Origin of the sequence: Paenibacillus tritici (genome assembly GCF_018207515.1) — a bacterium.
In the GTDB taxonomy this organism is placed as follows: domain Bacteria; phylum Bacillota; class Bacilli; order Paenibacillales; family Paenibacillaceae; genus Paenibacillus_AQ; species Paenibacillus_AQ tritici.
Map to the genome: position 1 here is coordinate 4269950 of NZ_CP073365.1, position 22893 is coordinate 4292842.

Sequence of the window (22893 nt, forward strand, 5' to 3'; positions counted from 1 at the left end):
CCTTTCATGTAAAATTGACCATTTGTATACTATATCACCCATTGTGCGCCCCGCCAAAATAAAATAACCCCACAGGCATGGGGTTATTCGCTATAAATTCTATATACAGCTAAAAAGGATGGCGTCCAGCACCTACAAGACCTTGCTTAAAAAATCGCGCGTACGGGCGTGCTTGGGATTACCGAACACCTCTGCCGGTGTTCCCTGCTCCACGATCACTCCGCCGTCCATGAAGAGGATGCGGTCCCCTACTTCGCGGGCGAAGCCCATCTCGTGTGTTACAATCACCATGGTCATTCCGCCCACAGCCAACTGCTTCATAACCTCCAGCACTTCCCCGACCATCTCCGGGTCAAGCGCCGAGGTCGGCTCATCGAACAGCATGACATGCGGCTGCATTGCCAGCGCCCGGGCGATTGCGATCCGCTGCTTCTGCCCGCCCGAGAGCTGGGCCGGATAAGCGTCGCGTTTGTCTTCAAGACCTACAGTACGCAGCAGCTCCATAGCATACTTCTCCGCTTCAGCAGACTGCTGCTTCCGCACCTTCAGCGGGGCGAGCATGATGTTCTGAAGCACGGATTTGTGCGGGAACAGGTTGAACTGCTGGAACACCATCCCCATTTTTTCACGGGTCACATTGATATCATGCCGCTTCGCGGTAATGGATTGTCCTTCAAAATTAATCTCGCCGCCCGTAGGCTGCTCCAGCAGGTTCAGACAACGCAGAAAGGTGCTTTTGCCCGAACCGCTGGGACCGATCACCACCACGACCTCACCCTTATGAATATTGAGATCAATGCCTTTCAGGATCTCCAGCTTGCCAAAGCTTTTCTGCAGGTTCTTAACCTCGATCATCCGTATTCAGCCTCCGTTCCAATATGCCCAGCAGCTTAGATAGTGTGAATGTCAGTACAAAATACATGATGGCAATCACGATCAGCGGGCTAAGTCCTTCATAAGTAATCGTGGTTATGGTTCTGGCCTGGAACAACAAATCAGCCACACCAATCATGGAAACGATCGAGGACTCCTTGATAATCGTAATGAACTCATTCCCGATGGCGGGCAGCACGTTCTTCAGCGCCTGCGGCAGAATGATGTAACGCATCGTCATCCCCTGCTTCATCCCAAGCGACCTTGCCGCCTCCATCTGGCCGCGGTCCACCCCTTGGATGCCGGCACGGAAAATCTCTGCCAAATACGCCGAGCTGTTAATGGTCAGCGTAATCGCACCCGACTGAATCGGGGACAGCGAAATCCCAAACTCCGGCAAGCCATAATGAATCAGGAACAACTGCACCAGCATCGGCGTACCACGCAGAAATTCCACCCATGCGGTGGCAATAAAGCGCAGTATTCTCCATTTGGACATCCGCAGCAGCGAGACCACGATACCGAGCACGAAACCGAAGAATACCCCCAGCACCGCGAGCAGCAGTGTGTACTTCAGACCGGATAAGAAAAAATTGCGGTATTCATAAGCCATATCCAATACACTCATCGCTTTTAACCCCTCCTGTTCTCAAAAAAATAGAAAACAGCGGATCACCGCTATTTTCTGCATAATAGAGCATTGCCCCGCATTCAACTGCGGGTCTATCTTAAACTCAGCTAACCGTATTCACGGCCACACGTTCTATTTGCTCTCTGCAAGCTCGGTTGCAGCCGTTACAAATTCATCAATTTTGCCTTCGGAGATGAGGCGTCCCAAAGTCTTATTCACCTGATCAAGCAGCTCTGTATTACCCTTCTTCACACCGACAACATAACCTTCATCTTCCACTTCCGGTTTGGCATCGGTAATCGCCAGTCCCTTCACATTCTTCACGAAGGACTTGGCCACAGGACCTTCCATAATCGAAGCATCCACGCGGTTGGACTGAAGCTGCAATATGATCTCGGAAATTTTGCTGAGGGAGGTCAGTTGTGCACCTTCAATCCCCTTGGCGATATCCTCCTGGATCGAACCGGTCTGAATACCCAGCTTGACTCCCTTCAAGGAATCCATAGTCGGATATTTATCCTTGTCGGCTTCACGCACCACCACAGCCTGCTCTGCTCTGTAGTAGATATCGGAGAGTCCCACCGCTTCCGCACGTTCCGGTTTCGGGCTAAGTCCGGAGATGACCATATCAATCCGTCCGCTTGCCAGCTCGTTCAGCAGGGAATCAAACGGAAGATCCTTGACCTCCAGCTCCTGTCCCAGATCAGCGGCAATCTCCTTGGCGATCTCGATATCGAAACCGACAATGGTATCTTTGCCGTCGATCATCTTGTGGAATTCATACGGAGGGAAGTCTGCGCTTGTGCCCATAATCAGCTTCTTGGCAGGTGCCTCCGTGCTGGCAGCTCCGCTATTTCCGCTTGCTGCGGTATTGTTCTTATCGTTATTGGAGCCGCATCCGGCCAGCAGTCCTGCTGCCAGCAGCAGTCCCATAGAAAGTTTACCCCATTTGTTCATTTGTCCAGTCTCCCCTGTTCTATTTATAGTCTCTATTCCTATCCATCCCATTGACCGATTTATTATAAATCACATCGTATGAATATGCAAAGACAATTTTGTGAATTTTGCACATCCTATAACAGGAGGGTTATAATACTATCTACTATAGATTATCTCCATTTACCGCCGGAATAATTACACTCACAACCTGTAGGAGGTGCACTTATGCTGCTGGAAGCGATGTACCATGTTCCCCGTGACAAATGGGCGTATGCCTATGATACCGACACCATTCATCTGCGGGTGCGCACCAAACGTGATGATGTGGACTATGTAGTTGCCCTTACGGGTGACAAATATGATTGGCAGCATACCGCTTATGACATCGTGATGGAAAAAGCTGCCTCCGACGATAAATTCGACTACTGGGAAGCGGCGGTCCGTCCCAAATATAAGCGGCTCAGCTATACTTTTCGCGTCAGCAAAGGTATGGAGACGGTGTATCTGCTGGATAACGGCATCCGCTCTGAATGTCCTCAGCCGCCCAATCACTTCTATGAGTTCCCTTATATTCACGGGGTGGACTTGTTCCGAGTCCCTACCTGGGCCAAGGATGCGGTGTTCTATCAGATTATGACCGAGCGGTTCGCGAACGGTGACCCTTCGAATGATCCTGAGGGTACTGAAGCCTGGGGCGGCACACCGAAGCTGGATAATTACTTCGGCGGTGACCTGCAGGGGGTGCTCGATCATCTGGAGGATCTGCAGGAGCTGGGCATCAATGCGCTCTACTTCACGCCGCTGTTCGTCTCCCCTTCCAACCATAAATATGACATCGTGGATTATAAAAGAGTGGACCCGCATTTCGGCGATAATCTGCTGCTCAAACAGGTTGTCGAAGAATGCCACAGGCGGGGCATCCGCGTCATGCTCGACGCCGTGTTCAACCACTGCAGCGATCAGTTCCCCCCGTTCCAGGATGTTCTGGAAAAAGGCGAATACTCTGTGTACCGCGACTGGTTCCATATCAATTCTTTTCCCGCTGAGATTGTGGACGGTATTCCGACCTACGACACGTTCGGCTTCTATGGCAATATGCCGAAGTTCAATGCCGCCAACCACGAAGTCAAGTCCTATCTGCTGGAGGTCGCGGAATACTGGATCAAGGAGATCAAGGTAGATGGCTGGCGGCTGGATGTGGCCAATGAGGTGGACCATCACTTCTGGCGCGATTTCCGCAAAGTAGTCAAAGCCGCTAACCCGGATGCCTATATCGTTGGCGAGGTGTGGAGCGACTCTCTGACCTGGCTGCTCGGCGACCAGTTCGATTCGGTGATGAATTACCCCTTCTCGGGCACGGTGCTGGAATTCTTCAACGGCGGGATGGACGGCATCACGTTCGGACACCGGATCGGCGGCCTGCTCATGCGGTATCCGCAGCAGACGAACGAGGTGGTCTTCAATCTGCTCGGCAGCCATGACACGCCCCGCCTGCTCACTGTTCTGGGTGAAGATAAACGGAAATTGAAGCTGACGGTCGTCTTCCTGTTCACCTTCATGGGCACGCCCTGTATCTATTATGGAGACGAGATCGGATTGACCGGACATGAAGACCCGGACTGCCGCAAATGTATGGAGTGGGATGAGGCGAAGCAGGACCGTGAGCTGTATGACTTTTACCGGATGATGATTGGCCTGCGCAAGGAGAACAAGGCACTGCGTGAGGGCCGGTTCCGGATTCTTCTGGCCTGCGAGAACGATCCGTGCATCGTCTACGAGCGCGCAGATGAGCGGATTCACTTCACCGTCTGGATGAACAATTCACCGCAGCCGCGCACGCTCAGCCACCCGATGGAGACCAGTGACTGGCTGGACGCGCTGACCGGAGAAGCGGTGGTCCCTGAGCGCGGGATGATGAATGTGGCGCTGGAGCCGTACGGGTACCGGATTCTGTTCCGCCATATTGTGGAGGTGGGATCTAATGATTGAACGTGAGCAGAGGATTGAACACTATTTCCACTCCTGGATCAACAAGGACAAGACCAACACATAAGCTTTGAACTTGAAGCTTCATCGTCACTGTGGTGAACATTTGGACTTCCGGCCGCTCCTACAGTTCCAAATTTCCCCTCTGCTTCTTTTGCTTTTTTGTTTATTCTTTTGTGCTTCTTAAGTAGTTGGATAAACGTATCTTAATTCTGCCACTTTCGAGGGTTTGCGGTAATTAATTGGATAAACGTCATTTAAATTCGCGAATTTGCTCTTAACGGGCTGATTGCTGTCCATTAAGTGCTGTTTATCCAACTGCTGTTGCCGCAGGGCTGTATTCTCTATAAGCAAGTGTAGAAAATCCAACTACTCCCACTATTCCCATCGCCCCTCACAACCGCCGTCCGCCGACACTGCCATAGCGGAGCCAATGCGGTTGCGGGGCGCATTCACCGGTTGACCGGAGTCCACTACATTCACGCTTAAGTAGGAACGGCTTGCCGTCCTTTTAAAGGACGTTACCGTTTCAGTGAAGCCTATAAATTCCATCACAAAAGACACTCCTCAAATCATCCATTGAGGAGTGTCTTTGCGTATGAAATCGGGTTATGCTACTCCGTAACCGGAGCTGTAATCTTATTATAGATGTCAATATACTGCTGCGCGGATACATTCCAGCTGTAATCGCCGGAGAATGCGTTTTTCGCCACTTTTTTCCAGTGCTCCGGCTTGTGGTAGAGCGATACGGCGCGGCGGAGGGTGAACATCATATCATGGGCGTTATAGTCCTTGAAAGTGAAGCCGTTGCCCTCTCCGGTCTCTTCGTTGTACGCCTGAACGGTATCGTTAAGCCCGCCGGTCTCACGGACCACCGGAATACTGCCGTAACGCAGCGCCAGCAGCTGGCTGATGCCGCAGGGCTCGAATTTGGACGGCATCAGGAAGATGTCGCTGGCGGCATAGATTTTGCGGGACAAGGCATCATTGAACAGAATCTGCGAAGACAGCTTGTTCGGATAACGCCACTGCGCCTCGCGGAACCAGCGTTCGTAGACCTCATCCCCCGTTCCGAGCAGGACAAATTGAATGTCATCGTAATACAGCAGCTCATCCATGACACGGGTCAGCAGATCCAGACCTTTGGAATCCACCAGACGGGTAACCATCGCTACCATCGGAATATATGGCGCTACCGGCAATCCAAGCTCCTGCTGAAGACCCAGCTTATTCTCGGCCTTCTTAGTCAGATTGGAGCGGTAGCGGGTGAAGATCGACGAATCGCTGGACGGATTGTAGCTCTTGGTATCAATGCCGTTGACAATCCCGCTCAGGGCATCCGAACGCGAAGCCAGCAGCCCGTCGAGGCCGTATCCGTAATACGGGGTGCGGATCTCATCCGCATAGGTCGGGCTGACCGTCGTGACATGATCACTGTAGACAATCCCGCCTTTCATATAATTCACGTTCCCGTAGTATTCGACGCCCAGGAAATAGCTGTCGTCCAGTCCCAGCAGCTCACCGAGCACCGAATAAGGGAATACGCCCTGGTACAGGAGATTATGTATGGTGAATACCGTACGCATCTCGCTGTAGAACGGATTATGGCGGTAATGCGCCTGCAGTAACAGCGGGATTACCGCCGCATGCCAGTCGTGGCAATGTACGACGTCCGGCTGGAAAGAAATCGCCGGCAGACATTCCAGCACCGCCCGGTTGAAGAAAGCGAACCGTTCTCCGTCATCCATATAGCCGTAGATCCCATCACGCCCGAAGTAGTACTCATTATCTATGAAATAGACAGGAATCCCTTCAAAGACAATCCGTTCTATCCCGCAGTATTGGTTACGCCAGCCGATCGGCACATCAAGAGCTGTAATATGCTCCATCTGAGCAGTGTATTTCTCAGGAATCCCCTTGTATTTGGGCAAGATAACCCGTACATCCACTCCGGCGGCTTTGAGAGCCTTCGGCAGGGCTCCGATCACATCGGCCAGGCCGCCTGTTTTGATAAATGGATGGGCTTCGGCCGCAGCAAATAAGACTTTCATCCAGTTTCCCCCTTCTGATCGAACTTAATTTATGGTTCCAACATTCATTTGCCCTTGCGTCCTGACTTCTTGAGCACCACGAACGCAAGCGGCGGCAGGGTCAGCTCGATACTGTTCACCTGATTATGCCACTCTGTCTTCGTGCTCGTAAGAGGCTCATTGTGGATGCCTGATCCGCCGTATTCGATGTTCTCCGAGCTGAATAACTCCTCATATACGCCCGGACGCGGCACCCCGATGCGGTAGTTCCGGCGCTCCACCGGCTGGAAGTTGATGATGATCAGCAGCGTATCAACCGGCCGCTTCCCTCTGCGGATGTAGGATACAACGCTTTGGCCGTTGTCGTCCGCATCAATCCACTGATAACCCTCCATCTCATGATCCAGCTCCCACAGGGCTTTCTCGGCAAGGTACAGCTTATTGAGCGCAGCCGTATAGCCCAGCATCCGCTGGTGGCTCTCATAATCCAGCAGCAGCCAGTCGAGCTGATCCTGATCCTTCCATTCGATGAATTGTCCGAATTCTCCGCCCATGAACAGCAGTTTTTTACCCGGATGACTGATCTGATACCCAAGCAGAATCCGCAGACCGGCAAATTTCTGCTCATAGGAGCCGGGCATTTTGTCCAGCAGCGACTTCTTGCCGTGAACCACCTCATCATGGGACAACGGCAGCGTGTAGTTCTCGGCATACGCATAGCATATCGGAAAGGTCAACAAATTATGATGGTAAGGGCGTGATCCGAAATCACGTTCTATGTAGCCCAAGGTGTCATTCATCCAGCCCATATTCCACTTGTAGTTGAAGCCAAGGCCTCCTTCATGCACCGGTGAAGTGACACCCGGCCAGGCACTGGATTCTTCGGCCATCATGAGCGCCTTCGGATAATACTGGAAGATCGTCTGGTTCAGTTGCTGAATGAAACGGATCGCCTCCAGATTCTCGAGCCCGCCGTTCTCGTTCGTTCTGTACTGATGATGATCCTTCTCGAAATCAAGCCGCAGCATACTGGTAACTGCATCGACGCGCATACCGTCAATATGATATTTCTCAAACCAGAATAAGGCATTAGAAATCAGGAAGGACCAAATCTCCGGTTTGCTGAAGTCGAAGGACAAGGTGCCCCAGCCCGGCTTCTCAGCCAGCATCGGATCAGCATACTCATACAACGGTGAACCGTCGAACAAGCGCAGGCCATGGGCATCCTTCGCGAAATGAGCCGGAACCCAGTCCAGGATAACCCCGATGCCCGCCTGATGCAGCTGATCAATCAGATACATCAGATCCTGCGGTTCCCCGAAGCGGCTGGTGGCCGCAAAGTAACCAGTCCCCTGATATCCCCAGGACAGATCATAAGGATGTTCAGCGAGCGGCATAAACTCCACATGGGTATAGCTCATCTCTGTCAGGTAAGGGATCAGCAGGCTGCTTATCTCTCTATAAGTATAGAGCTCTCCGTCTTCCTTCTGCCGCCAGGTGCCCAGGTGCATCTCATAAATGTTCATCGGTGCCTGGTAAGGCCCCTTGCTCTTCCGGCGCCAGGCGGCATCCCCCCATTTGTAGCCTTCTAGATCTGCCACGACGGATGCTGTAGCGGGACGAACTTCTGCCTTAAAGGCGTAGGGGTCGGCCTTGAGGAAGCTTGTCCCATCCGCTCCTATAATCCTGTATTTGTAAAAAGTTCCCGGCTCTATACCCGGGAAAAAACGACTCCAAAATCCTGAATCGGGTATCTTATATAACGTATCAAGATCGGATGTTCCATCCCAGCTGTTATGATCACCAGCCAGTCCTACATATGCCGCATGAGGAGCCCACACGGTAAAGCGAACACCGGCTTGCCCTTCTTGGACGGCAATGTGCGCGCCAAGCATCGTATAGCTGCGATAATTCGTGCCTTCATGGAACAGATAAATATCTTCAGCTGACGGGAGGTTTACTGTTTTTGATAAATCGGCCAAATCATCACCACCTTTGTATATAGGATGCACCTTTTACATTACCCGAATATGCTGCATTTGAAAATGATTTTGCGAGTAAATCCGGCGATTTCTGAATAAAGAAAATGTTTATGTAATTTTTCTTGATTCACAGCAATATAATTCCCCTATGCCGTTTCAAGCGCCCACAGAGCGTGTATATTACAAGCATTGACAAAAAAATGGGAGGGATAACAAATGAGTAAAAAAGAATGTATCGCCATGCTTCTGGCAGGCGGAGAAGGCCGCAGACTGGCCCCCTTGACTACCAGCATGGCTAAGCCTGCAGTCCCTTTCGGCGGACAGTACAGAATTATTGATTTTCCCCTCAGCAATTGTGTGAATTCCAAGATTGATACGATCGGAGTATTGACTCAATACGAAGCAGAATCCTTGCATCAGCATATCGGTGAAGGCGAGCCCTGGGGGCTGCACAGCCAGAGTGACCGGGGTGTAAAACTGCTCCCTTCTGGAGTTGAAGGCAGAGACAGCTATACAGGCACCGCCGATGCTATTTATAAGAATATAGAATATATTGACAGTCAAAATCCGGAGCATGTTCTGATCCTGTCGGGAGACCATATCTATCACATGGATTACCGCAAAATGCTCGATTATCACATCGCCAAGTCCGCAAAGGCCACCATTTCGGTAATGGAGGTACCTTGGGAGGAAGCGAGCCGCTTTGGTGTGATGAACGTGGATGAGGATTTCAAAATCTCCGAGTTTGCCGAGAAACCAAAAGCTCCGAAGAGCAATCTGGCCTCCATGGGCATCTATCTGTTCGAGTGGGCATACCTCAAGGCTCATTTGGTGCGCGATGCGGCAAATCCAGACTCCGGTCATGATTTCGGTAAAGATGTGATTCCGTCCATGCTGGATGCAAGCGATGAGCTGTTCGCCTACCGCTTCAAGGGCTATTGGAGAGATGTCGGCACGGTCAGCAGCCTCTGGGAAGCACATATGGATCTTCTGCAGACAGAGGATGGCTTCAAGCTCGATAACTCCCGCTGGCCGATGTACAGCCGTGCCATGCGCACCAAGCTCACCGCCGTCAGACCCCGGGTTCAGATTCCCGCAGCGGATTGCCTGGTTCACGACAGCTGCCTGCTCGAAGGTACCCCGCAGCGTTCTGTAATCTTCGGCGGCGTAGAGATCGGCAAGCAGAGCAGAATCAATCAGAGTGTGGTTATGCCGGGTGCCCGCATCGGCCGTGGTGTTCTGATTGAGAATGCGATTATCGGTGAAGGTGCAGTCATCAAGGACGGTGCTGTGATTAAAGGCAGTACGGATAACATCGTAGTTGTCGGTCCGCACGAGATTGTAGCTGCCAAACCGCTGGTCCGTACGCAGCCTTCCCGTCTGCTTCAGGAGGTCTATGAGAAGTCCGGCCGTCTTCGCGCAGAGGGTATGCCTTCATAATCTAATTTTTCAGCCCGCAGGGCTGTTACATACAAAGGGATACAACCCGGTCCGCTTGGACTATGCTGTATCCCTTTTGTGTGTGTTCACTTATTGAATTATCCGTTATATGTTGCCATTTCGATCAGGACTTCTCCTGCTCTACCTCAACAAGCGGCAGAATGACGGTAACCTGAGTCCCCTTGCCAAGCTCGCTGTCCATCTCCAGCTTGCCGTGATGAAGCTCCACAATCTGCTGGGAGATAGCCAGCCCGAGACCGGTTCCGCCGTTCAGGGCATCGACCTGGAAGAAGCGGTCCCGCACTCTGGACAGATGCGCCTCACTGATCCCGATGCCGCTGTCGCGGACGGTGACAGCCATCTCCGTAGATGACAGGCGCTCCGCCGACAATACGATACTGGAATCCTCCGGCGAGAACTTCACCGCATTGTCCACCAGATTGAGGAAGACCTGCTTCAAGCGGTTCGCATCCCCTCTGGTGAAGATCGTCTCCTCACATTCCAGCAGCAGATGAATCCGCTTCTTCTCAGCCTTGGCCCAGATATTGAGCAGCGTCTCCTGCAGGAGAACCTTGATATCCACCTGTCCCATGGACAGCTTCATTTCGTTCTGCTGCAGCTTGGAGAAATCGAGAATCTCTTCCACCAGCCCGATCAGCCGGTCGCTCTCCCGCGAGATAATCCCTACGCCAAGCTTGGTCTCTTCAGGATCATAGCCGCCGGAGACCAGCGTCTCACTCCAGCCCTTGATGCTGGTCAATGGGGTGCGCAGCTCATGGGAGATCGAAGAAATGAAATCATCCTTGATCTGGTTGCTGCGGACAATCTCATCCGCCATATAATTCAGCGTTGAAGCCAGCTCTCCGATCTCGTACCGGTAATCGCCCTTAATCCGGGTGGTGAACTTGCCCTTGGCCATCTGCGCCGACACTGCCGTAATATTATTCAGCGGACGCACAATGGAATTGGCCAGACCGAAGCTGAACACTAATACGATGGACACAACTGCCATCCCGATGCCGATGGAGAGCAAGGTCAGATTAAGCAGATTTTTGTTGACACCTTCCATGGAGGTCAGATACCGCAGCACATATGTATCATGAGCGTTGATCTGCACCATCTTGGATACCGCCATGACATTCTCATTGGTGCCTGCCTGGCGGCCCACCCAGCGGCCGATATTGCCGCCAACCGCCTCGGGGACATCACTGGTGGTGATCGTCCGGTCCGGCTGGAACCCGGTGGAGCTGGTGATGATGTCCCCCTTAAGGGTCAGAACCTCCAGCTCGGTAAACTCCATATTGAATAATTCAAGCAGCTGCTCCAGCTGGTTCGGCGACCTTTCGTCGATTCCATACTTCACATAAGTCTCAGCCACACTGATATGAGTGGTGATTTTGCTGTAGATGCTGTTGTAATAATACGTGCGGATCGCCAGCAGAAAGATCGTCTCAACGAGGAGAAGCGCCACAAAGACTACCAGAATATAGTGCAGTACGATCTGTCTGCGCATCCCCTTCTTGATCATTGTACCTGACCTTTCCATTTATAGCCGTGCCCCCACACCGTCTGCAGGTATTCAGGCTCCGACGGATTATTTTCGATTTTTTGACGCAAGCGGCGGATGTTGACATCAACGATCTTAGGGTCACCCATATACTCCTTGCCCCACACATGATCCAGCAGGGAGTCACGGCTAAGCGGTGTATTCTCCTTCTCCAGGAAGAACTGCACCAGTGAGAATTCCGTTGGCGTCAGCTCAATCGCTTCTCCGCTCCGCTTGAACTGCTTGGAGATCAGATCCAGGGTGAACGGACCCGAATGGAACGATACCTTGGCCGACTGCTCCCGGTGAACATTGACCCGGCGCAACAGCGACTGGATACGGGCGATCAGCTCGGTTGGACTGAACGGCTTACTGACATGGTCATCTGCCCCTACGGACAGCGCATAGACCTTGTCCTGCTCCTGAACCTTGGCGGTCAGGAAAATAATTCCCAGCCGTTCATTGGTCTCCCGGATGCGTCTGCAGACTTCAAAGCCGTCGATGCCGGGAACCATGACATCCAGCAAAGCGATATCAATATCATGTATGGTAGTCAGCTTATGCAGCGCTTCATTGCCGTCTGCCGCCTCCAGTACTTCAAAGCCGTTGCGCTTCAGGTTAATGACAATAAAACTGCGGATGGATTCTTCATCCTCCAGAATCAGTACTTTACTCATCGATTCCCTTCCTTTCGATAGAGGATTTGACCCTTCCCTCTTCTCCTCCGATTGTATTCTGTTCCAGTTCTCCACGGTACCCGATCATCTTGTCCAGATCGCGTCCGAGCAGCTTCCAGCCGGTATTCTTCACCCGGTCCCATTCCGCCGGTGAGAAGAACGAGACCTCGGCGACAGTCTCTCCGGTATCCGTCATAATGAATTTGAGCGATTTGTTCTGAACCGACTTGGTGTCAATGGTCACCCGCTCCTGCCATTCGGGAGCGAAATTAATGGTGAACCGGTCCAGCGGATCATTATAGAGCTGGGTGCTGAAGGTCAGGCCTTCTTTGCCGTCCCATTTGTAATAAGAATTGAAATACGGAATAGTCTCCGGGTCGAAATACTCCCAGCCCTTGGGAGGAACCAGGATTCCGATCTCAATAACTCCGTCCATATCAATATCCTCGCTGACGATTTTGCGGTCCTTGAAGGTGCGGGCATCTCCCGGAATCACCACACGAAGCTTATTATTATCCATTACAACCACCGTTGTGTAGGCAGAGCGCGAATCCACGGCAGAATCCAGGACGATCCCCTCTTTGTTCGCAGCCACTTTTCCTGAGACAATATTGTAATAGCTATTGAAATACGGGTCCAGGTCGTCGAGTTCATCCAGCAGCTTGAAGCTGTCGTTATACTGGTAGGCAGCTATTGTAGCGAATTCATTACGCTTGAAGTATACCACGGTGATATCCGGAATCCCGTCTTCGTTCAGATCGCCGATGATATATTTGGTGTACGGCTTGGTCAGAATCTCTTCCAGCTCCCCGCCGGAATAGCTGTAGACGACCATCCCCTTCACGCCCTTCTCTTCCCCGCGGGAATAGCCGGTGACAATATTGAGCTTCCCGTCACCCGTGACATCCTTAAGCTCCACAGAATCCAGCACGGTGCCGTCGCCGTCAAAAACAAGCTTCTTCACCCAGGTATCCTCATGCTTCTCCAGAATCATCCCGTGGATCACCACCGCTTCGTTCTTCGTCTCGTAGAACACAAGCGTCTCCATAATTCCATCGTTGTCCAGATCCTCGGTGAAAATCGAGCTGTTATCATCATTGGCCGGACGAAGCAGCGTGGCATCCAGCGTCTTCAATGAAGAGTTAATGGCTGCCATCAGCGAAGCCTTGTCACCGGACAGCTGAGGTACCTTCATCTGGGAGACCGGATCACTGATAAAGGTGCAGCCCGATAGGGCGAACAGGGACAGAGCGGCTGCGGCAAGCCCTCCCAGTAGGCGCATATTGAGTTTCATTTCACAGATGCAGCCTTTCCTGCGAGGTCAGCCGGCGTCCTTTGACATCATGTTTGATTCTTCCATCCTCCAGCACCCACAGACGGCTGGCAAAGCGTTCGGCCAGCTCGATCGGCAGAACGGTCAGAACGGTCAGCCCCGTCTCCTTGCACAGATTGCGGAGCGTTTCAAGGACATTCTCCGCCGTTTTGGGGTCCAGGCCCGTAACCGGCTCATCGGCAAGGATCACCTTCGCGCCGTGAACGAGTGCCCGGGCAATCGCCACCCGCTGCTTCTCACCGCCGCTGAGCTGGCTGGTCTTCAGCTTGGCCTTATCCAGCAGGCCGAGCAGATCAAGCTGGTCCATAGCCCCCATATAATCATCCGAACGGACCATTCCTGTAGCCATCCGCCACAGCGGTGTCTGTGAGGCCTGTCCGATCAGCACATTCTTCAGTGCAGTGCGGTTCGGATTCAGCTCCGCGTTCTGCTCCAGATACGCCCATTCCCGGCGGATCTTACGTTTGCCGGCAAACGGGCTCTTCATAATATCGGTCCCGTCTACCCTGAAATTCCCTCTGTCCCACTTCTCGCGCAGTGCCAGACACCGCAGAAGTGTCGATTTACCGCTTCCGCTGGGTCCCAGCAGCGCCACAAATTCTCCCGGCTCTAATTGAAATCCGATATCCTGCAGAACCGGTGCTTTATCTTCCCCGACCGCTTTGGCCAAATGTTCAACTGTAATCATAGGTCAGCCTCTCCTGTCTTCGACTCTACTCTATAGTGTACTCTGAAAGCGGGATCAAATTCCATGCGAGCATTCGTTCTTATCTTACCTCAAATACTCTTCCGTGGCGAGAATAATAACCCTGCCAGTCCAAACATCATGTACAGGCCGCCCATTAGCGCAAATACACTTCCGCCCCAGCCGGTTTGCAGCAGGACTCCGCCGATGCCCGGACCCGCTATGCTTCCGAGACTATAATGAAAAGAGGACACTACATTTGCGGCCGGAAGCAGCTTGCGCGGCAGGATATCGGCGGCATAACTTAATCCAAGCGAGAAGAAAGAGCCTACAAGTCCCCCGGCTACCATCAGCAGCAGCAGTGTCAGCAGGAAATGCTCACCCGCCAGCGGAAGCAGCGTGAAGGCCAGGCCTCCTCCTGTGCCTGCCGCAATCAGGATGGCTTTGCGGCCGTAGCGGTCGCTCCATATGCCAAGCGGCAGCTGCAAGAGAAGGCCCCCGATGCCTGCGAACGGCAGCAGGGCGGCAATCTGATCGGTGCTGAAGCCGATGCGCAGTCCGTATACCGGGAAGTTGCTGTTCAGGCTGGCTTCCATGTAGCCGTATAACAGCGCCGGAATCAGCGCATACCAAGCCAGACGGTAGCTTCGCCCAAACCGGCTGGCCTGGCCTTCGCTGTGCGCCATGGCTTCCGGGCGGGAGTCCTTCAGCTTGAGCCCTACGAGCAGCAGCACCAGCACGAACAGCAGTGCCGTAATCAGGAACGGAGCAGACTGGCCGAACCGCAGCAGGCTGATGCCAAGCGGCCCCAGGCTGAAGCCCAGGCCGTAGGACATTCCGTACAACGAGAGGTTCCGACCACGGTGCTCCGCAGGTGTCATCAGCAGTACCCAGAGCTGTGCGGCATAGTTGACCGCTGAATCGCCGATTCCGACCAGCAGGCGGAGCACGAACCAGACCTTCACTCCGGTCAGCAGCGGGAACAGCAGCAGCGCCGCCAGCACCAGAGCGAGCCCGGCAGCGATCAGCTTTTTGAAGCCTATAGCGCCAAGCACCCGTTCCGCAACCAGCGTCATGGCAAACGATCCCACATAAAGGGCGGCCGCATTGAGTCCGTTCAGTGAGGACGAGACGCCTTTTTGCTCCAGCAGAATGGATAAGACCGGCAGCAGCATCCCTTGGCTCATTCCTGCCAGTATAATAACGGCAATCAAAATCAAATAATTCATTCTGCCGCTGCGTGCAAGCGATAACGACTTTGAATCTGGCACGAATAAATCCTCCTGTATCATTCAGTGGTATTAGAAACCGGCCTCATCAGGCAAACACGGAACATTATAGTAGACAACCTTCTTCAAAACAAGAGATAATATATAGAAGTGACTGATTTTTTGGAGGTGACCCCGGCTTGAAGAAGTATGAACTCAAAATTGATGTTTCTCCCGTATATGAACTGCTGGACAGTTTCATGTTATATGTAACTAAGAAATGGACCTCCAATCTGGAGATCGGCACGGACTGGATCCGGGAGGTAGACGGCCGCTTCACACCTATGCAGCTGACTGCCCTGAAGCAGGCCGCCGAGTGGCCGTTCGAAGATTATGATGTCCTCTATGCCTGGGCTTACAGCCGGGGCGAGGCTTCCAAGGTGCTGCAGTTCCTGGATGAGCTGGAGAGCTCCTCCCTGGAAGAATGCCTCTTGCGTACAGGACCCTTTTTCCATAGCTTAACGCCGGAAGAATGCACGCGGATCAAGAACGGGTATACGCCTCTCTTGCGGATATGGTATGAGCATTATTTCCGCCACGTGGAGCATACGCTGCTGCCGCTGCTGATTGAAGACGCGTCTGAGAAAAAAATGCTGGAGAGCAAAATGGACATGGTCCCGCTGATTGAATATGCTTCCGGCGGTATTGTCATTGAGGATATCCCGGAGCTGGAGACCATTGTGCTGCTGCCTACGGTCCATAACCGGCCGATTAACACCTATTGCTTCTATAAGAACCTCATGCTTGTGCAATATCCGGTAGATGTCCCTTCAGACAATGAGGAGGAGCCGCCTACGGTATTGCTTCGCTTAACACAGGCTCTCTCTGATCCAACCCGGCTGAGGCTGCTGCGCTTCGTGGCGAATGAACCGAAGACGCTGTGGGAAATGCAGGCGGAGCTGAACCTGTCCCGTGAAATGCTGATGCATCATCTGCTCAGTCTGCGGGTCGCCGGACTTCTGCGTGTACATCTGCGCGGCGAAGGCACCGAACGCTACAGCATCCGGCCTGACGGGGCTTCGGAGCTGCAGATGTTCCTGGAGTCCTACATCCGTATATAATAGAACACACATTTAGGAGTGAGCCGTATGAAATATTTGACCCAACAAGTAATCTTCGATCTGGACGACACCCTGGTGCATTGCAACAAATATTTCGACCTCATTCTTGGGCGGTATTTCGAGCTTATGTCCGACTGGTTCAGCGATGCCGGACCCACAATCAGCGAATTCCGCAGCAAGCAGGTAGAGATTGATGTCGAGACAGTCAGCACCAGCGGACTTGCCAGCGACAATTTCCCGAAATCCCTGATTGCCACCTACCGGTATTTTTGCAGCAAATATAACCGCAAGGCTGACTCCTTCGAGGAGCAGCAGCTCATGAAGCTGGGGCTGAGCGTATATGACCAAGAGGTGGAAGCCTATCCCGGAATGGTGGAGACACTGGACACCCTCAAGCAGGACGGTCATTCCCTCTACCTCTACACTGGCGGCGACGACTCCATTCAGCAGCGCAAAATCGCCCAAATGAAGCTGGACGCCTATTTCGATGACCGGATCTATATCCGCCAGCACAAAAATGTGGAGGCGCTTGAGCATATCCTGACGACCCATCATTTCGACCGCAAAATCACCTGGATGATCGGCAACTCCCTGCGTACCGATGTGCTTCCCGCTCTGACTGCCGGCATCAACAGCATCTATCTGAAGCAGCCCAATGAATGGCTCTACAATCTGATTGAGCTTCAGCGGGAGATGCAGCAGTCCGTGCTGACGATCTCTGCCATTCACGAGGTTCCTCCGGTCATCCGTACGGCTGCCCTGCGTGAGCATCACAGCTGATGGCCTGCTTCCCTTAGCGGGTGTTACAAATGACATAGGCAGCCTGCTGCCGGTATGATTATACTATTTGGGTAGATTGTCATATCGTGCAGGAGGCTGGTCATGAACAAACCCAAACCGAATCATTCCAGGAATACCCGGGGCAACGGGCGGATGCTCCCTATGCTGCTTGCCGTCATTGCAGTGCTGCTGATCGCAATCTTTGTCTTCATTCTTACGAACGGCAAATCGTCCGGCACGGCCGGGCTGGATAGTCTCCCTAATTACACCGATGTGAAGGGAAAGATCGTTGTCGACGGGCTGAAGTATGAGAAACAGCCGCATCTGGGCAAGGAAGACGCCAGGGTGAAGGTGATCGAGTTCGCGGATTTCAAATGCCCGGCCTGCAAAAATTGGACCGCCTCTTATCTGGATACCTTCATCAAGGACTACGTGGATACCGGCAAGGTCCAGTTCTACTTCATGAACTTTGCCTTCATCGACCGGGACTCCTACCTGGCCGCCAGTGCCGGGGAAGCCATCCACCGGCAGAGCAATGAGAAGTTCTGGGAATATCTCCACAAGCTCTATGCCAATCAGGGCGATGAGAGCGAGATCTGGGCAACCCAGAAGTTCATCCTGGGGTTCGTGAAGGACAATATTGAAGGCATTGATTATGGACAATTCGAGCAGGACCTGAAGAACCATACTTATATGTACGATGTAAAAGAAGACTTCAAAATCGCCGGCGCTTACGGCGTGAACGGCACGCCGAAGTTCATGGTGAACGGCGTGCTGCTGCCGGATTCCTCTTATGAGGGCTTGAGCGCCGCCATTGAAGCGGCTTTGAACAAATAACAAAGCGCCCCGGCCGGGAAGAACAGGCCGGGGCGCTTTTGTATGCAGGAATTAGGATTCCACGGCCAGCTGGCCGGTATCCATATTGTTCAGCACCAGCTTGCCTTCAAGCGGCGCGCCATCCTCACCGGTCAGCTTGAGCTTCCCGGTTCTGCCCTTCTCGATCAAGGCCTTGACCTGGGTGTCGGTCAGCGTGCGGCCGTGATTCTCCTTCCAAATTACGAACTTGCAGCCTTCCTTGTAATGGGAGCAGCCGTAGCCCTTCCGTCCCATGAAGATCATACCGCCGCAGCCGGGACGCGGACAGGCTCCAATGATCTTCGGCCCTGTATCCTCACTCTTCACGGCAACCGCAGAGGACCCGCTGCGCTTTCTTGCTGCTACGGGCTTGTCGGCTGCTTTGCGTTCAGCAGCCTTGCGCGGCGCGGCAGCAGAGCTGCGGCCTTTGGCGCCCCCGTTCAAGGAAGGGGTATCTCCCTCAAAGGAGGTCTTGGCTGCCCGGGACTGCGCCCGGACCTTGTCCACAATCATCGAGGCGAACCGTTTGACGTTCTCCATGAATTGTCCGTCCGCCGCGGTGCCGCGCGCGATCTCATTCAGGCGGCGCTCCCACTGCCCGGTCATTTCCGGGGAGGTCAGCAGCTCCACGCCAGCCCCGCGGATCAGCTCAATCGCCGTCCTGCCCTTTTGGGTGATGGCGATTTTTTTACCCTGCATCTCCACATATCCGACATTTTTCAGCCGCTCAATCGTGGCCGCCCGGGTCGCCGGAGTGCCCAGCCCTGAATCCTTCATGGCATCACGCAGCTCTTCGTCTTCGATCTGCTTGCCGGCGCTCTCCATCGCCTTCAGCAGCGTACCCTCCGTGTAGTGCTTCGGCGGCTGGGTATCCTTCTCCTTCACGATAGCATCGCTGCAGTATACTTCACCGTCCGCAGCAATCGAGAACGGCTCGTTCACCTCAAGCTCCTCTTCCTCCTCGTCCTCCTTGCCTTTGCCCTTGGCCGGTCTGGACTTGTCCTTCTTCTGGTCCCCGTAGATCACCTTCCAGCCGAGGCTGAGCAGCTCCTTGACCGTAGTCTTGAACTTCTCATCCTCCACCTCGGTGATCACCGTATGAACCTTGTATTCAGCAGCCGGATAGAACTGGGAGAGGAACCGGCGGACGATCAGATCGTACAGCTTGGCCTCATCTGTGCTTAACCCGTTCGCTTTACGGTTGGTCGGCAGAATCGCATGGTGATCCTCAACCTTGGAGGGATTACAGATAAACTTGTTGCCTTTGTGGACCAGATTGCGGTTGGCCCCCTTCACCCACTCATCGTACTGCGTACCCTGAAGGGCCGACAGCGTCTTGTGCATCTCCGGAATATTCTGCTCCGTAACATAGTTGGAGTTGGTACGCGGGTATGAGATCACTTTATGCTTCTCGTATAACGCCTGAGCGATATCCAGTGTTTTTTTGGCGGAGAAAGCGTACTTCCCGTTCGCCTCACGCTGCAGCAGCGTCAAATCGTACAGCTTGTTCGGGTATTCCTTGGTTTCCTTCACCTCATAGGAGTTAATCCTGGCGGGCTTCCCCTTGACCTTGGCTGCAAGCGCCTCCGCCTTGGCACCGTCCGTCAGTCGCTCCCCCTGCCACATTCCCTTGTAGGCCAGCTCATTCTGGCTGAAATGTCCCTCCACTTCAAAGAACTTCAGCGAAGAGAAGGCCTCAATGGTCTTCTGGCGGTCATAGATCAGGGCCAGCACCGGTGTCTGCACCCGGCCTACAGAGAGCAGAACATTATGCTTGGTCGTAAAAGCGCGCGAGCCGTTCATCCCGATCAGCCAGTCCGCCTCGCTGCGCGCTCTGGCCGCTTTGGTCAGATTCTCGTATTCCGCACCGTCCTTCAGCTCCTGGAAGCCTTTGCGGATCGTCTCCGGCGTCAGGTCGGAGATCCACAGCCGCTTCACCGGCTGGTTCAGCTCCAGATAGCGCTGGATCAGGGAGAAGATATGCTGGCCTTCACGCCCGGCATCGCAGGAATTCACCAGCAGATCGCTGCGCTTCGCCAGCTCCCCGATCACCTTCAGCTGGTCCAGCGTACGTGCATTCGGCAACAACTTGAACTCTTCGGGGATGATAGGCAGATCGTGAATGTTCCACTTTTTATATTTGTTGTCGTAAGCCTCGGGCTCTGCCAGGCCGATCAGATGCCCGATGGCCCAGGTGATGATGTATTGCTCCCCTTCCAGATAGGAACGGTAATTTTTGGCCTTCGGTTCTATTGCGGCGGCGATATTCCGCCCCATGTCCGGTTTCTCCGCAATAATGAGTGTCTTCAAAAATAATCGCTCCTTACCCTTGGTTCTACCAAAATACGTCCAGTTGTCTATTATACCATTAATGGGCGGTGAACGGCTCCCCTCTTTAAGAGGACGGCTACCTGTTACGGAATACGGTCATCAAAAGAACAAGCGCCGCACTCAGCAGCCCGAACAGCTCAAGTGCAAATTCCCTGGAGCGCTTCTTCCGGAAAAAAACGATAGCGGGATGAGCGAGCCCCGCCCCCAGAAACAGGACCGACAGCAGCAGGCCAAAGCTAAGCAGTGTGAACACCGGGGCATTAGACTGCGGTCCCCCGATGAAGGCAATCAGTACAATCAGCACCGCCAGAATGTACAGCACCATGCGGAAGAAAAGAATATAGGGCCCGGACTTTACGGGTGCAGGTTCTACTTCGGCCTGCTGTTCCCTGGCCCGCTCTTCCAGCAGGCGGCGGATTTCCTCCGGATGCTCATTACGCATTCTCTGCATCTGTCTGGCATTGTCAAGCCGGCGTCTCAAGCTTCCAAACATGTATCTCCCTCCTCTCCCAGGCGGCGAATTCATGCAGCATTTCCCCTATTTTACCAGACCGGTTCATCACATAAAAGCTGCATCCGGAGCGGTACGCAGAGCGCTTACCCGCAGCACGGCCTCGCCAATATCCACGATCTCCTTGCTGCCGGCTCGGCGGTCCATATATTCAACCTTCTGCTCTGCGGCTGACTTGCCGACAACCAGCGCCACCGGGATACCGATTAGCCCGGCATCCTTGAATTTGACGCCTGCCCGCTCATCCCGGTCATCCAGCAGCGTATCAATGCCTAGAGAGGTGAGCTGTACATACATGGCTTCGGCCAGCTCACGCTGCTCTGTATCTTTGGCAGACATCAGCAGGATATGAACCGTATATGGAGCCAGGGCCAGCGGCCAGCTCAGCCCTTGCTCATCATTGTTCTGCTCTGCCACCGCGGACAGCAGCCGGGAGATGCCGATGCCATAACAGCCCATAACCACCGGCTGGCTGCGGCCGTCAGTATCCAGGTAGCCCGCCCCCAGCTTCTCACTGTAGACCGTACCAAGCTTGAAGACACGCCCCACCTCAATGCCCTGATGGAATTCAAGCCCGCCTCCGCCGCAGTGCGGGCAGACATCGCCAGGAGCGGCGCTGCGGAAATCTCCTACATGTGTAAGCGGGAAGTCCCGGCCGGGCACAACTCCGCGCAGATGGTAATCCTTCTCTCCCGCACCTGTGACGGCCTCGGCCATATCTGCAATGGCAGCATCCACCAGGATTTGTATGGACAATCCGGCCGGTCCGACATAACCGGCTCCGACTCCAGCGACTTCCTGTACACGGTCATGCTCAGCCAGCGCGATCTCTCCGCAGCCCAGGTATTGCTGCACCTTCAGCTCGTTGACCTCATGATCTCCCCGGACCAGCACGGCAAAAGCACTGCTGCCGCTTGTATAAATGATCGTCTTGATGATCTCCTCCGGCCTGATCCCACTCTCCTGTTCCAGCTGCTGAATGGTCTTTTGATCCGGGGTGTGGAATTTCTCAGGTGCAGGCCTTCCGCTACAATCCTGTGCTGGACGGGCGGTACCGCGCCGCACTTCAGCCTGCTCCAGATTCGCAGCATACCCGCAAAGGGTGCAGACGGCAAGCGTATCCTCGCCGATCTCTGACAAGGCCATGAATTCATGATTTTGACCCTTACCGCCAATCGCACCGGCATTCGCCTGCACTGCCCGGTACTTCAAGCCGCAGCGGTCAAAGATCCGTTCATAAGCGCTGTACATCGCCTGATAGGTCAGATCCAGCCCCTCCCAGCCTGTATCAAACGAGTAGGCATCCTTCATGAGGAACTCTCTGCCCCGCAGAAGCCCGGAGCGCGGACGGCGTTCATCCCGGAACTTCGTCTGGATCTGATAGACCGTAACCGGAAGCCTCCGGTAAGAGTTAATCTCTCCGCGTACAAGCTCCGTTACTACCTCTTCATGGGTAGGGCCAAGCACGAACTCACGTTCATGTCGGTCCTGAAGCTTCATCAGCTCTTTGCCGTACACCTTATAACGTTCGGATTGTCTCCATAGCTCCGCAGGCTGCAGGGAAGGCATCAGGACCTCCTGTGCGCCGGATGCCTCCATTTCCTGACGGACGATAGTCTCGATGTTGCGCAGTACCTTCCGTCCCAGGGGCATATAGGTATATACCCCGGCAGCCAGCTGCCGGATATATCCGGCACGAAGCAGCAGCTGATGGCTCCTGGTCTCTGCTTCAGCAGGGGCTTCGCGTAGAGTGGTAACGAATAGATGACTTTGGCGCATACAAATCAGCCTCTTTCTCAATAGAATATGAAAACGCAAAAAAGACGCATCCGTCAGGGACGAATGCGCCGTGTTACCACCCTGGTTCAACCGCAGAAATAACCTGCGATCCTCAACTCCGGGTAACGGCCGGGGCCGGCAGTCTGATGCACAACTCTACATAAGATTGCAGCTTCCAAGGCAGGA

19 protein-coding genes are annotated in these 22893 nt (G+C 53.6%); 5 read left to right on the forward strand and 14 right to left on the reverse strand.

Annotated elements, in window-relative coordinates; genetic code table 11:
• Nucleotides 1-132: 132 nt before the first annotated feature.
• The 3 genes from KDC22_RS18330 to KDC22_RS18340 all read right to left on the reverse strand — a co-directional run bounded on the left by KDC22_RS18330 (nucleotide 133) and on the right by KDC22_RS18340 (nucleotide 2461).
• Nucleotides 133-855, reverse strand: a complete 723-nt coding sequence (locus KDC22_RS18330) for an amino acid ABC transporter ATP-binding protein (protein ID WP_173139480.1) — start codon at nucleotides 853-855, stop codon at nucleotides 133-135.
• Nucleotides 842-1501: an amino acid ABC transporter permease gene (locus tag KDC22_RS18335; protein ID WP_211719938.1), complete on the reverse strand. Its 660-nt coding sequence runs from the start codon at nucleotides 1499-1501 to the stop codon at nucleotides 842-844. Before KDC22_RS18335 ends, KDC22_RS18330 begins: the two co-directional genes overlap by 14 nt.
• A gap of 135 nt (nucleotides 1502-1636) precedes the next feature.
• Nucleotides 1637-2461, reverse strand: coding sequence for a transporter substrate-binding domain-containing protein (locus tag KDC22_RS18340; protein ID WP_211719939.1), 825 nt, complete (start codon nucleotides 2459-2461; stop codon nucleotides 1637-1639).
• A gap of 207 nt (nucleotides 2462-2668) precedes the next feature.
• Here KDC22_RS18340 and KDC22_RS18345 point away from each other — a divergent pair, with 207 nt between their 5' ends.
• Nucleotides 2669-4432, forward strand: a complete 1764-nt coding sequence (locus KDC22_RS18345; protein ID WP_211719940.1) for an alpha-glycosidase — start codon at nucleotides 2669-2671, stop codon at nucleotides 4430-4432.
• A 375-nt stretch (nucleotides 4433-4807) separates the two neighbouring features.
• On the opposite strand, the gene KDC22_RS18350 is transcribed toward KDC22_RS18345, so the two are convergent.
• The 3 genes from KDC22_RS18350 to glgB are packed head-to-tail and all read right to left on the reverse strand — an operon-like array spanning nucleotide 4808 to nucleotide 8441.
• The gene (locus tag KDC22_RS18350; protein WP_211719941.1) at nucleotides 4808-4984 is read right to left on the reverse strand and encodes a hypothetical protein; all 177 of its coding nucleotides are present in this window, start codon (nucleotides 4982-4984) and stop codon (nucleotides 4808-4810) included.
• A gap of 59 nt (nucleotides 4985-5043) precedes the next feature.
• Nucleotides 5044-6480 (reverse strand): glycogen synthase GlgA, encoded by a 1437-nt coding sequence (gene glgA, locus KDC22_RS18355; RefSeq protein WP_211719942.1) that lies wholly within the window; start codon nucleotides 6478-6480, stop codon nucleotides 5044-5046.
• A 44-nt stretch (nucleotides 6481-6524) separates the two neighbouring features.
• Entirely contained in the window at nucleotides 6525-8441 is a 1917-nt protein-coding gene (gene glgB, locus KDC22_RS18360) for a 1,4-alpha-glucan branching protein GlgB (RefSeq protein ID WP_211719943.1), read from the reverse strand.
• A 216-nt stretch (nucleotides 8442-8657) separates the two neighbouring features.
• On the opposite strand from glgB, the gene KDC22_RS18365 reads away from it, so the two are divergent.
• The gene (locus tag KDC22_RS18365) at nucleotides 8658-9881 is read left to right on the forward strand and encodes a glucose-1-phosphate adenylyltransferase (protein ID WP_211719944.1); all 1224 of its coding nucleotides are present in this window, start codon (nucleotides 8658-8660) and stop codon (nucleotides 9879-9881) included.
• Between the two features lie 124 nt (nucleotides 9882-10005).
• On the opposite strand, the gene KDC22_RS18370 is transcribed toward KDC22_RS18365, so the two are convergent.
• The 5 genes from KDC22_RS18370 to KDC22_RS18390 form a co-directional block, all read right to left on the reverse strand.
• On the reverse strand, nucleotides 10006-11409 hold the full coding sequence (locus KDC22_RS18370) for a sensor histidine kinase (RefSeq protein ID WP_173139496.1): 1404 nt from the start codon (nucleotides 11407-11409) through the stop codon (nucleotides 10006-10008).
• On the reverse strand, nucleotides 11406-12104 hold the full coding sequence (locus KDC22_RS18375; protein ID WP_173139498.1) for a response regulator transcription factor: 699 nt from the start codon (nucleotides 12102-12104) through the stop codon (nucleotides 11406-11408). Before KDC22_RS18375 ends, KDC22_RS18370 begins: the two co-directional genes overlap by 4 nt.
• Entirely contained in the window at nucleotides 12097-13398 is a 1302-nt protein-coding gene (locus KDC22_RS18380) for a hypothetical protein (RefSeq protein ID WP_211719945.1), read from the reverse strand. The genes KDC22_RS18375 and KDC22_RS18380 overlap by 8 nt, the downstream gene beginning before the upstream one ends.
• Before the next feature lies 1 nt (nucleotide 13399).
• Nucleotides 13400-14125 (reverse strand): phosphonate ABC transporter ATP-binding protein, encoded by a 726-nt coding sequence (locus KDC22_RS18385; RefSeq protein ID WP_173139500.1) that lies wholly within the window; start codon nucleotides 14123-14125, stop codon nucleotides 13400-13402.
• An 89-nt stretch (nucleotides 14126-14214) separates the two neighbouring features.
• On the reverse strand, nucleotides 14215-15351 hold the full coding sequence (locus KDC22_RS18390) for an MFS transporter (RefSeq protein ID WP_246553752.1): 1137 nt from the start codon (nucleotides 15349-15351) through the stop codon (nucleotides 14215-14217).
• A gap of 239 nt (nucleotides 15352-15590) precedes the next feature.
• On the opposite strand from KDC22_RS18390, the gene KDC22_RS18395 reads away from it, so the two are divergent.
• The 3 genes from KDC22_RS18395 to KDC22_RS18405 all read left to right on the forward strand — a co-directional run bounded on the left by KDC22_RS18395 (nucleotide 15591) and on the right by KDC22_RS18405 (nucleotide 18068).
• A complete protein-coding gene (locus tag KDC22_RS18395; protein WP_211724100.1) occupies nucleotides 15591-16451 on the forward strand; it encodes an ArsR/SmtB family transcription factor in 861 nt (286 codons plus the stop codon).
• A gap of 27 nt (nucleotides 16452-16478) precedes the next feature.
• Nucleotides 16479-17231, forward strand: a complete 753-nt coding sequence (locus KDC22_RS18400; RefSeq protein ID WP_211719947.1) for an HAD family hydrolase — start codon at nucleotides 16479-16481, stop codon at nucleotides 17229-17231.
• A 102-nt stretch (nucleotides 17232-17333) separates the two neighbouring features.
• The gene (locus KDC22_RS18405) at nucleotides 17334-18068 is read left to right on the forward strand and encodes a DsbA family protein (protein WP_211719948.1); all 735 of its coding nucleotides are present in this window, start codon (nucleotides 17334-17336) and stop codon (nucleotides 18066-18068) included.
• Nucleotides 18069-18119: 51 nt separating this feature from the next.
• On the opposite strand, the gene KDC22_RS18410 is transcribed toward KDC22_RS18405, so the two are convergent.
• From KDC22_RS18410 to KDC22_RS18420, 3 genes are all read right to left on the reverse strand, one after another.
• Nucleotides 18120-20396: a type IA DNA topoisomerase gene (locus KDC22_RS18410; RefSeq protein WP_211719949.1), complete on the reverse strand. Its 2277-nt coding sequence runs from the start codon at nucleotides 20394-20396 to the stop codon at nucleotides 18120-18122.
• A gap of 97 nt (nucleotides 20397-20493) precedes the next feature.
• A complete protein-coding gene (locus tag KDC22_RS18415) occupies nucleotides 20494-20910 on the reverse strand; it encodes a hypothetical protein (RefSeq protein ID WP_211719950.1) in 417 nt (138 codons plus the stop codon).
• A gap of 66 nt (nucleotides 20911-20976) precedes the next feature.
• Nucleotides 20977-22707, reverse strand: coding sequence for a proline--tRNA ligase (locus KDC22_RS18420; RefSeq protein ID WP_211719951.1), 1731 nt, complete (start codon nucleotides 22705-22707; stop codon nucleotides 20977-20979).
• Between the last annotated feature and the right edge of the window lie 186 nt (nucleotides 22708-22893).

Bases quoted from the DNA above. Each gene is read 5' to 3' on its own strand.
- KDC22_RS18330 (WP_173139480.1), bottom strand. From the start codon at position 855: ATGATCGAGGTTAAGAACCTGCAGAAAAGCTTTGGCAAGCTGGAGATC.
- KDC22_RS18335 (WP_211719938.1), bottom strand. From the start codon at position 1,501: ATGAGTGTATTGGATATGGCTTATGAATACCGCAATTTTTTCTTATCC.
- KDC22_RS18340 (WP_211719939.1), bottom strand. From the start codon at position 2,461: ATGAACAAATGGGGTAAACTTTCTATGGGACTGCTGCTGGCAGCAGGA.
- KDC22_RS18345 (WP_211719940.1), top strand. From the start codon at position 2,669: ATGCTGCTGGAAGCGATGTACCATGTTCCCCGTGACAAATGGGCGTAT.
- glgA (WP_211719942.1), bottom strand. From the start codon at position 6,480: ATGAAAGTCTTATTTGCTGCGGCCGAAGCCCATCCATTTATCAAAACA.
- KDC22_RS18365 (WP_211719944.1), top strand. From the start codon at position 8,658: ATGAGTAAAAAAGAATGTATCGCCATGCTTCTGGCAGGCGGAGAAGGC.
- KDC22_RS18370 (WP_173139496.1), bottom strand. From the start codon at position 11,409: ATGATCAAGAAGGGGATGCGCAGACAGATCGTACTGCACTATATTCTG.
- KDC22_RS18375 (WP_173139498.1), bottom strand. From the start codon at position 12,104: ATGAGTAAAGTACTGATTCTGGAGGATGAAGAATCCATCCGCAGTTTT.
- KDC22_RS18380 (WP_211719945.1), bottom strand. From the start codon at position 13,398: ATGAAACTCAATATGCGCCTACTGGGAGGGCTTGCCGCAGCCGCTCTG.
- KDC22_RS18385 (WP_173139500.1), bottom strand. From the start codon at position 14,125: ATGATTACAGTTGAACATTTGGCCAAAGCGGTCGGGGAAGATAAAGCA.
- KDC22_RS18390 (WP_246553752.1), bottom strand. From the start codon at position 15,351: ATGAATTATTTGATTTTGATTGCCGTTATTATACTGGCAGGAATGAGC.
- KDC22_RS18395 (WP_211724100.1), top strand. From the start codon at position 15,591: ATGTTATATGTAACTAAGAAATGGACCTCCAATCTGGAGATCGGCACG.
- KDC22_RS18400 (WP_211719947.1), top strand. From the start codon at position 16,479: ATGAAATATTTGACCCAACAAGTAATCTTCGATCTGGACGACACCCTG.
- KDC22_RS18405 (WP_211719948.1), top strand. From the start codon at position 17,334: ATGAACAAACCCAAACCGAATCATTCCAGGAATACCCGGGGCAACGGG.
- KDC22_RS18415 (WP_211719950.1), bottom strand. From the start codon at position 20,910: ATGTTTGGAAGCTTGAGACGCCGGCTTGACAATGCCAGACAGATGCAG.
- KDC22_RS18420 (WP_211719951.1), bottom strand. From the start codon at position 22,707: ATGCGCCAAAGTCATCTATTCGTTACCACTCTACGCGAAGCCCCTGCT.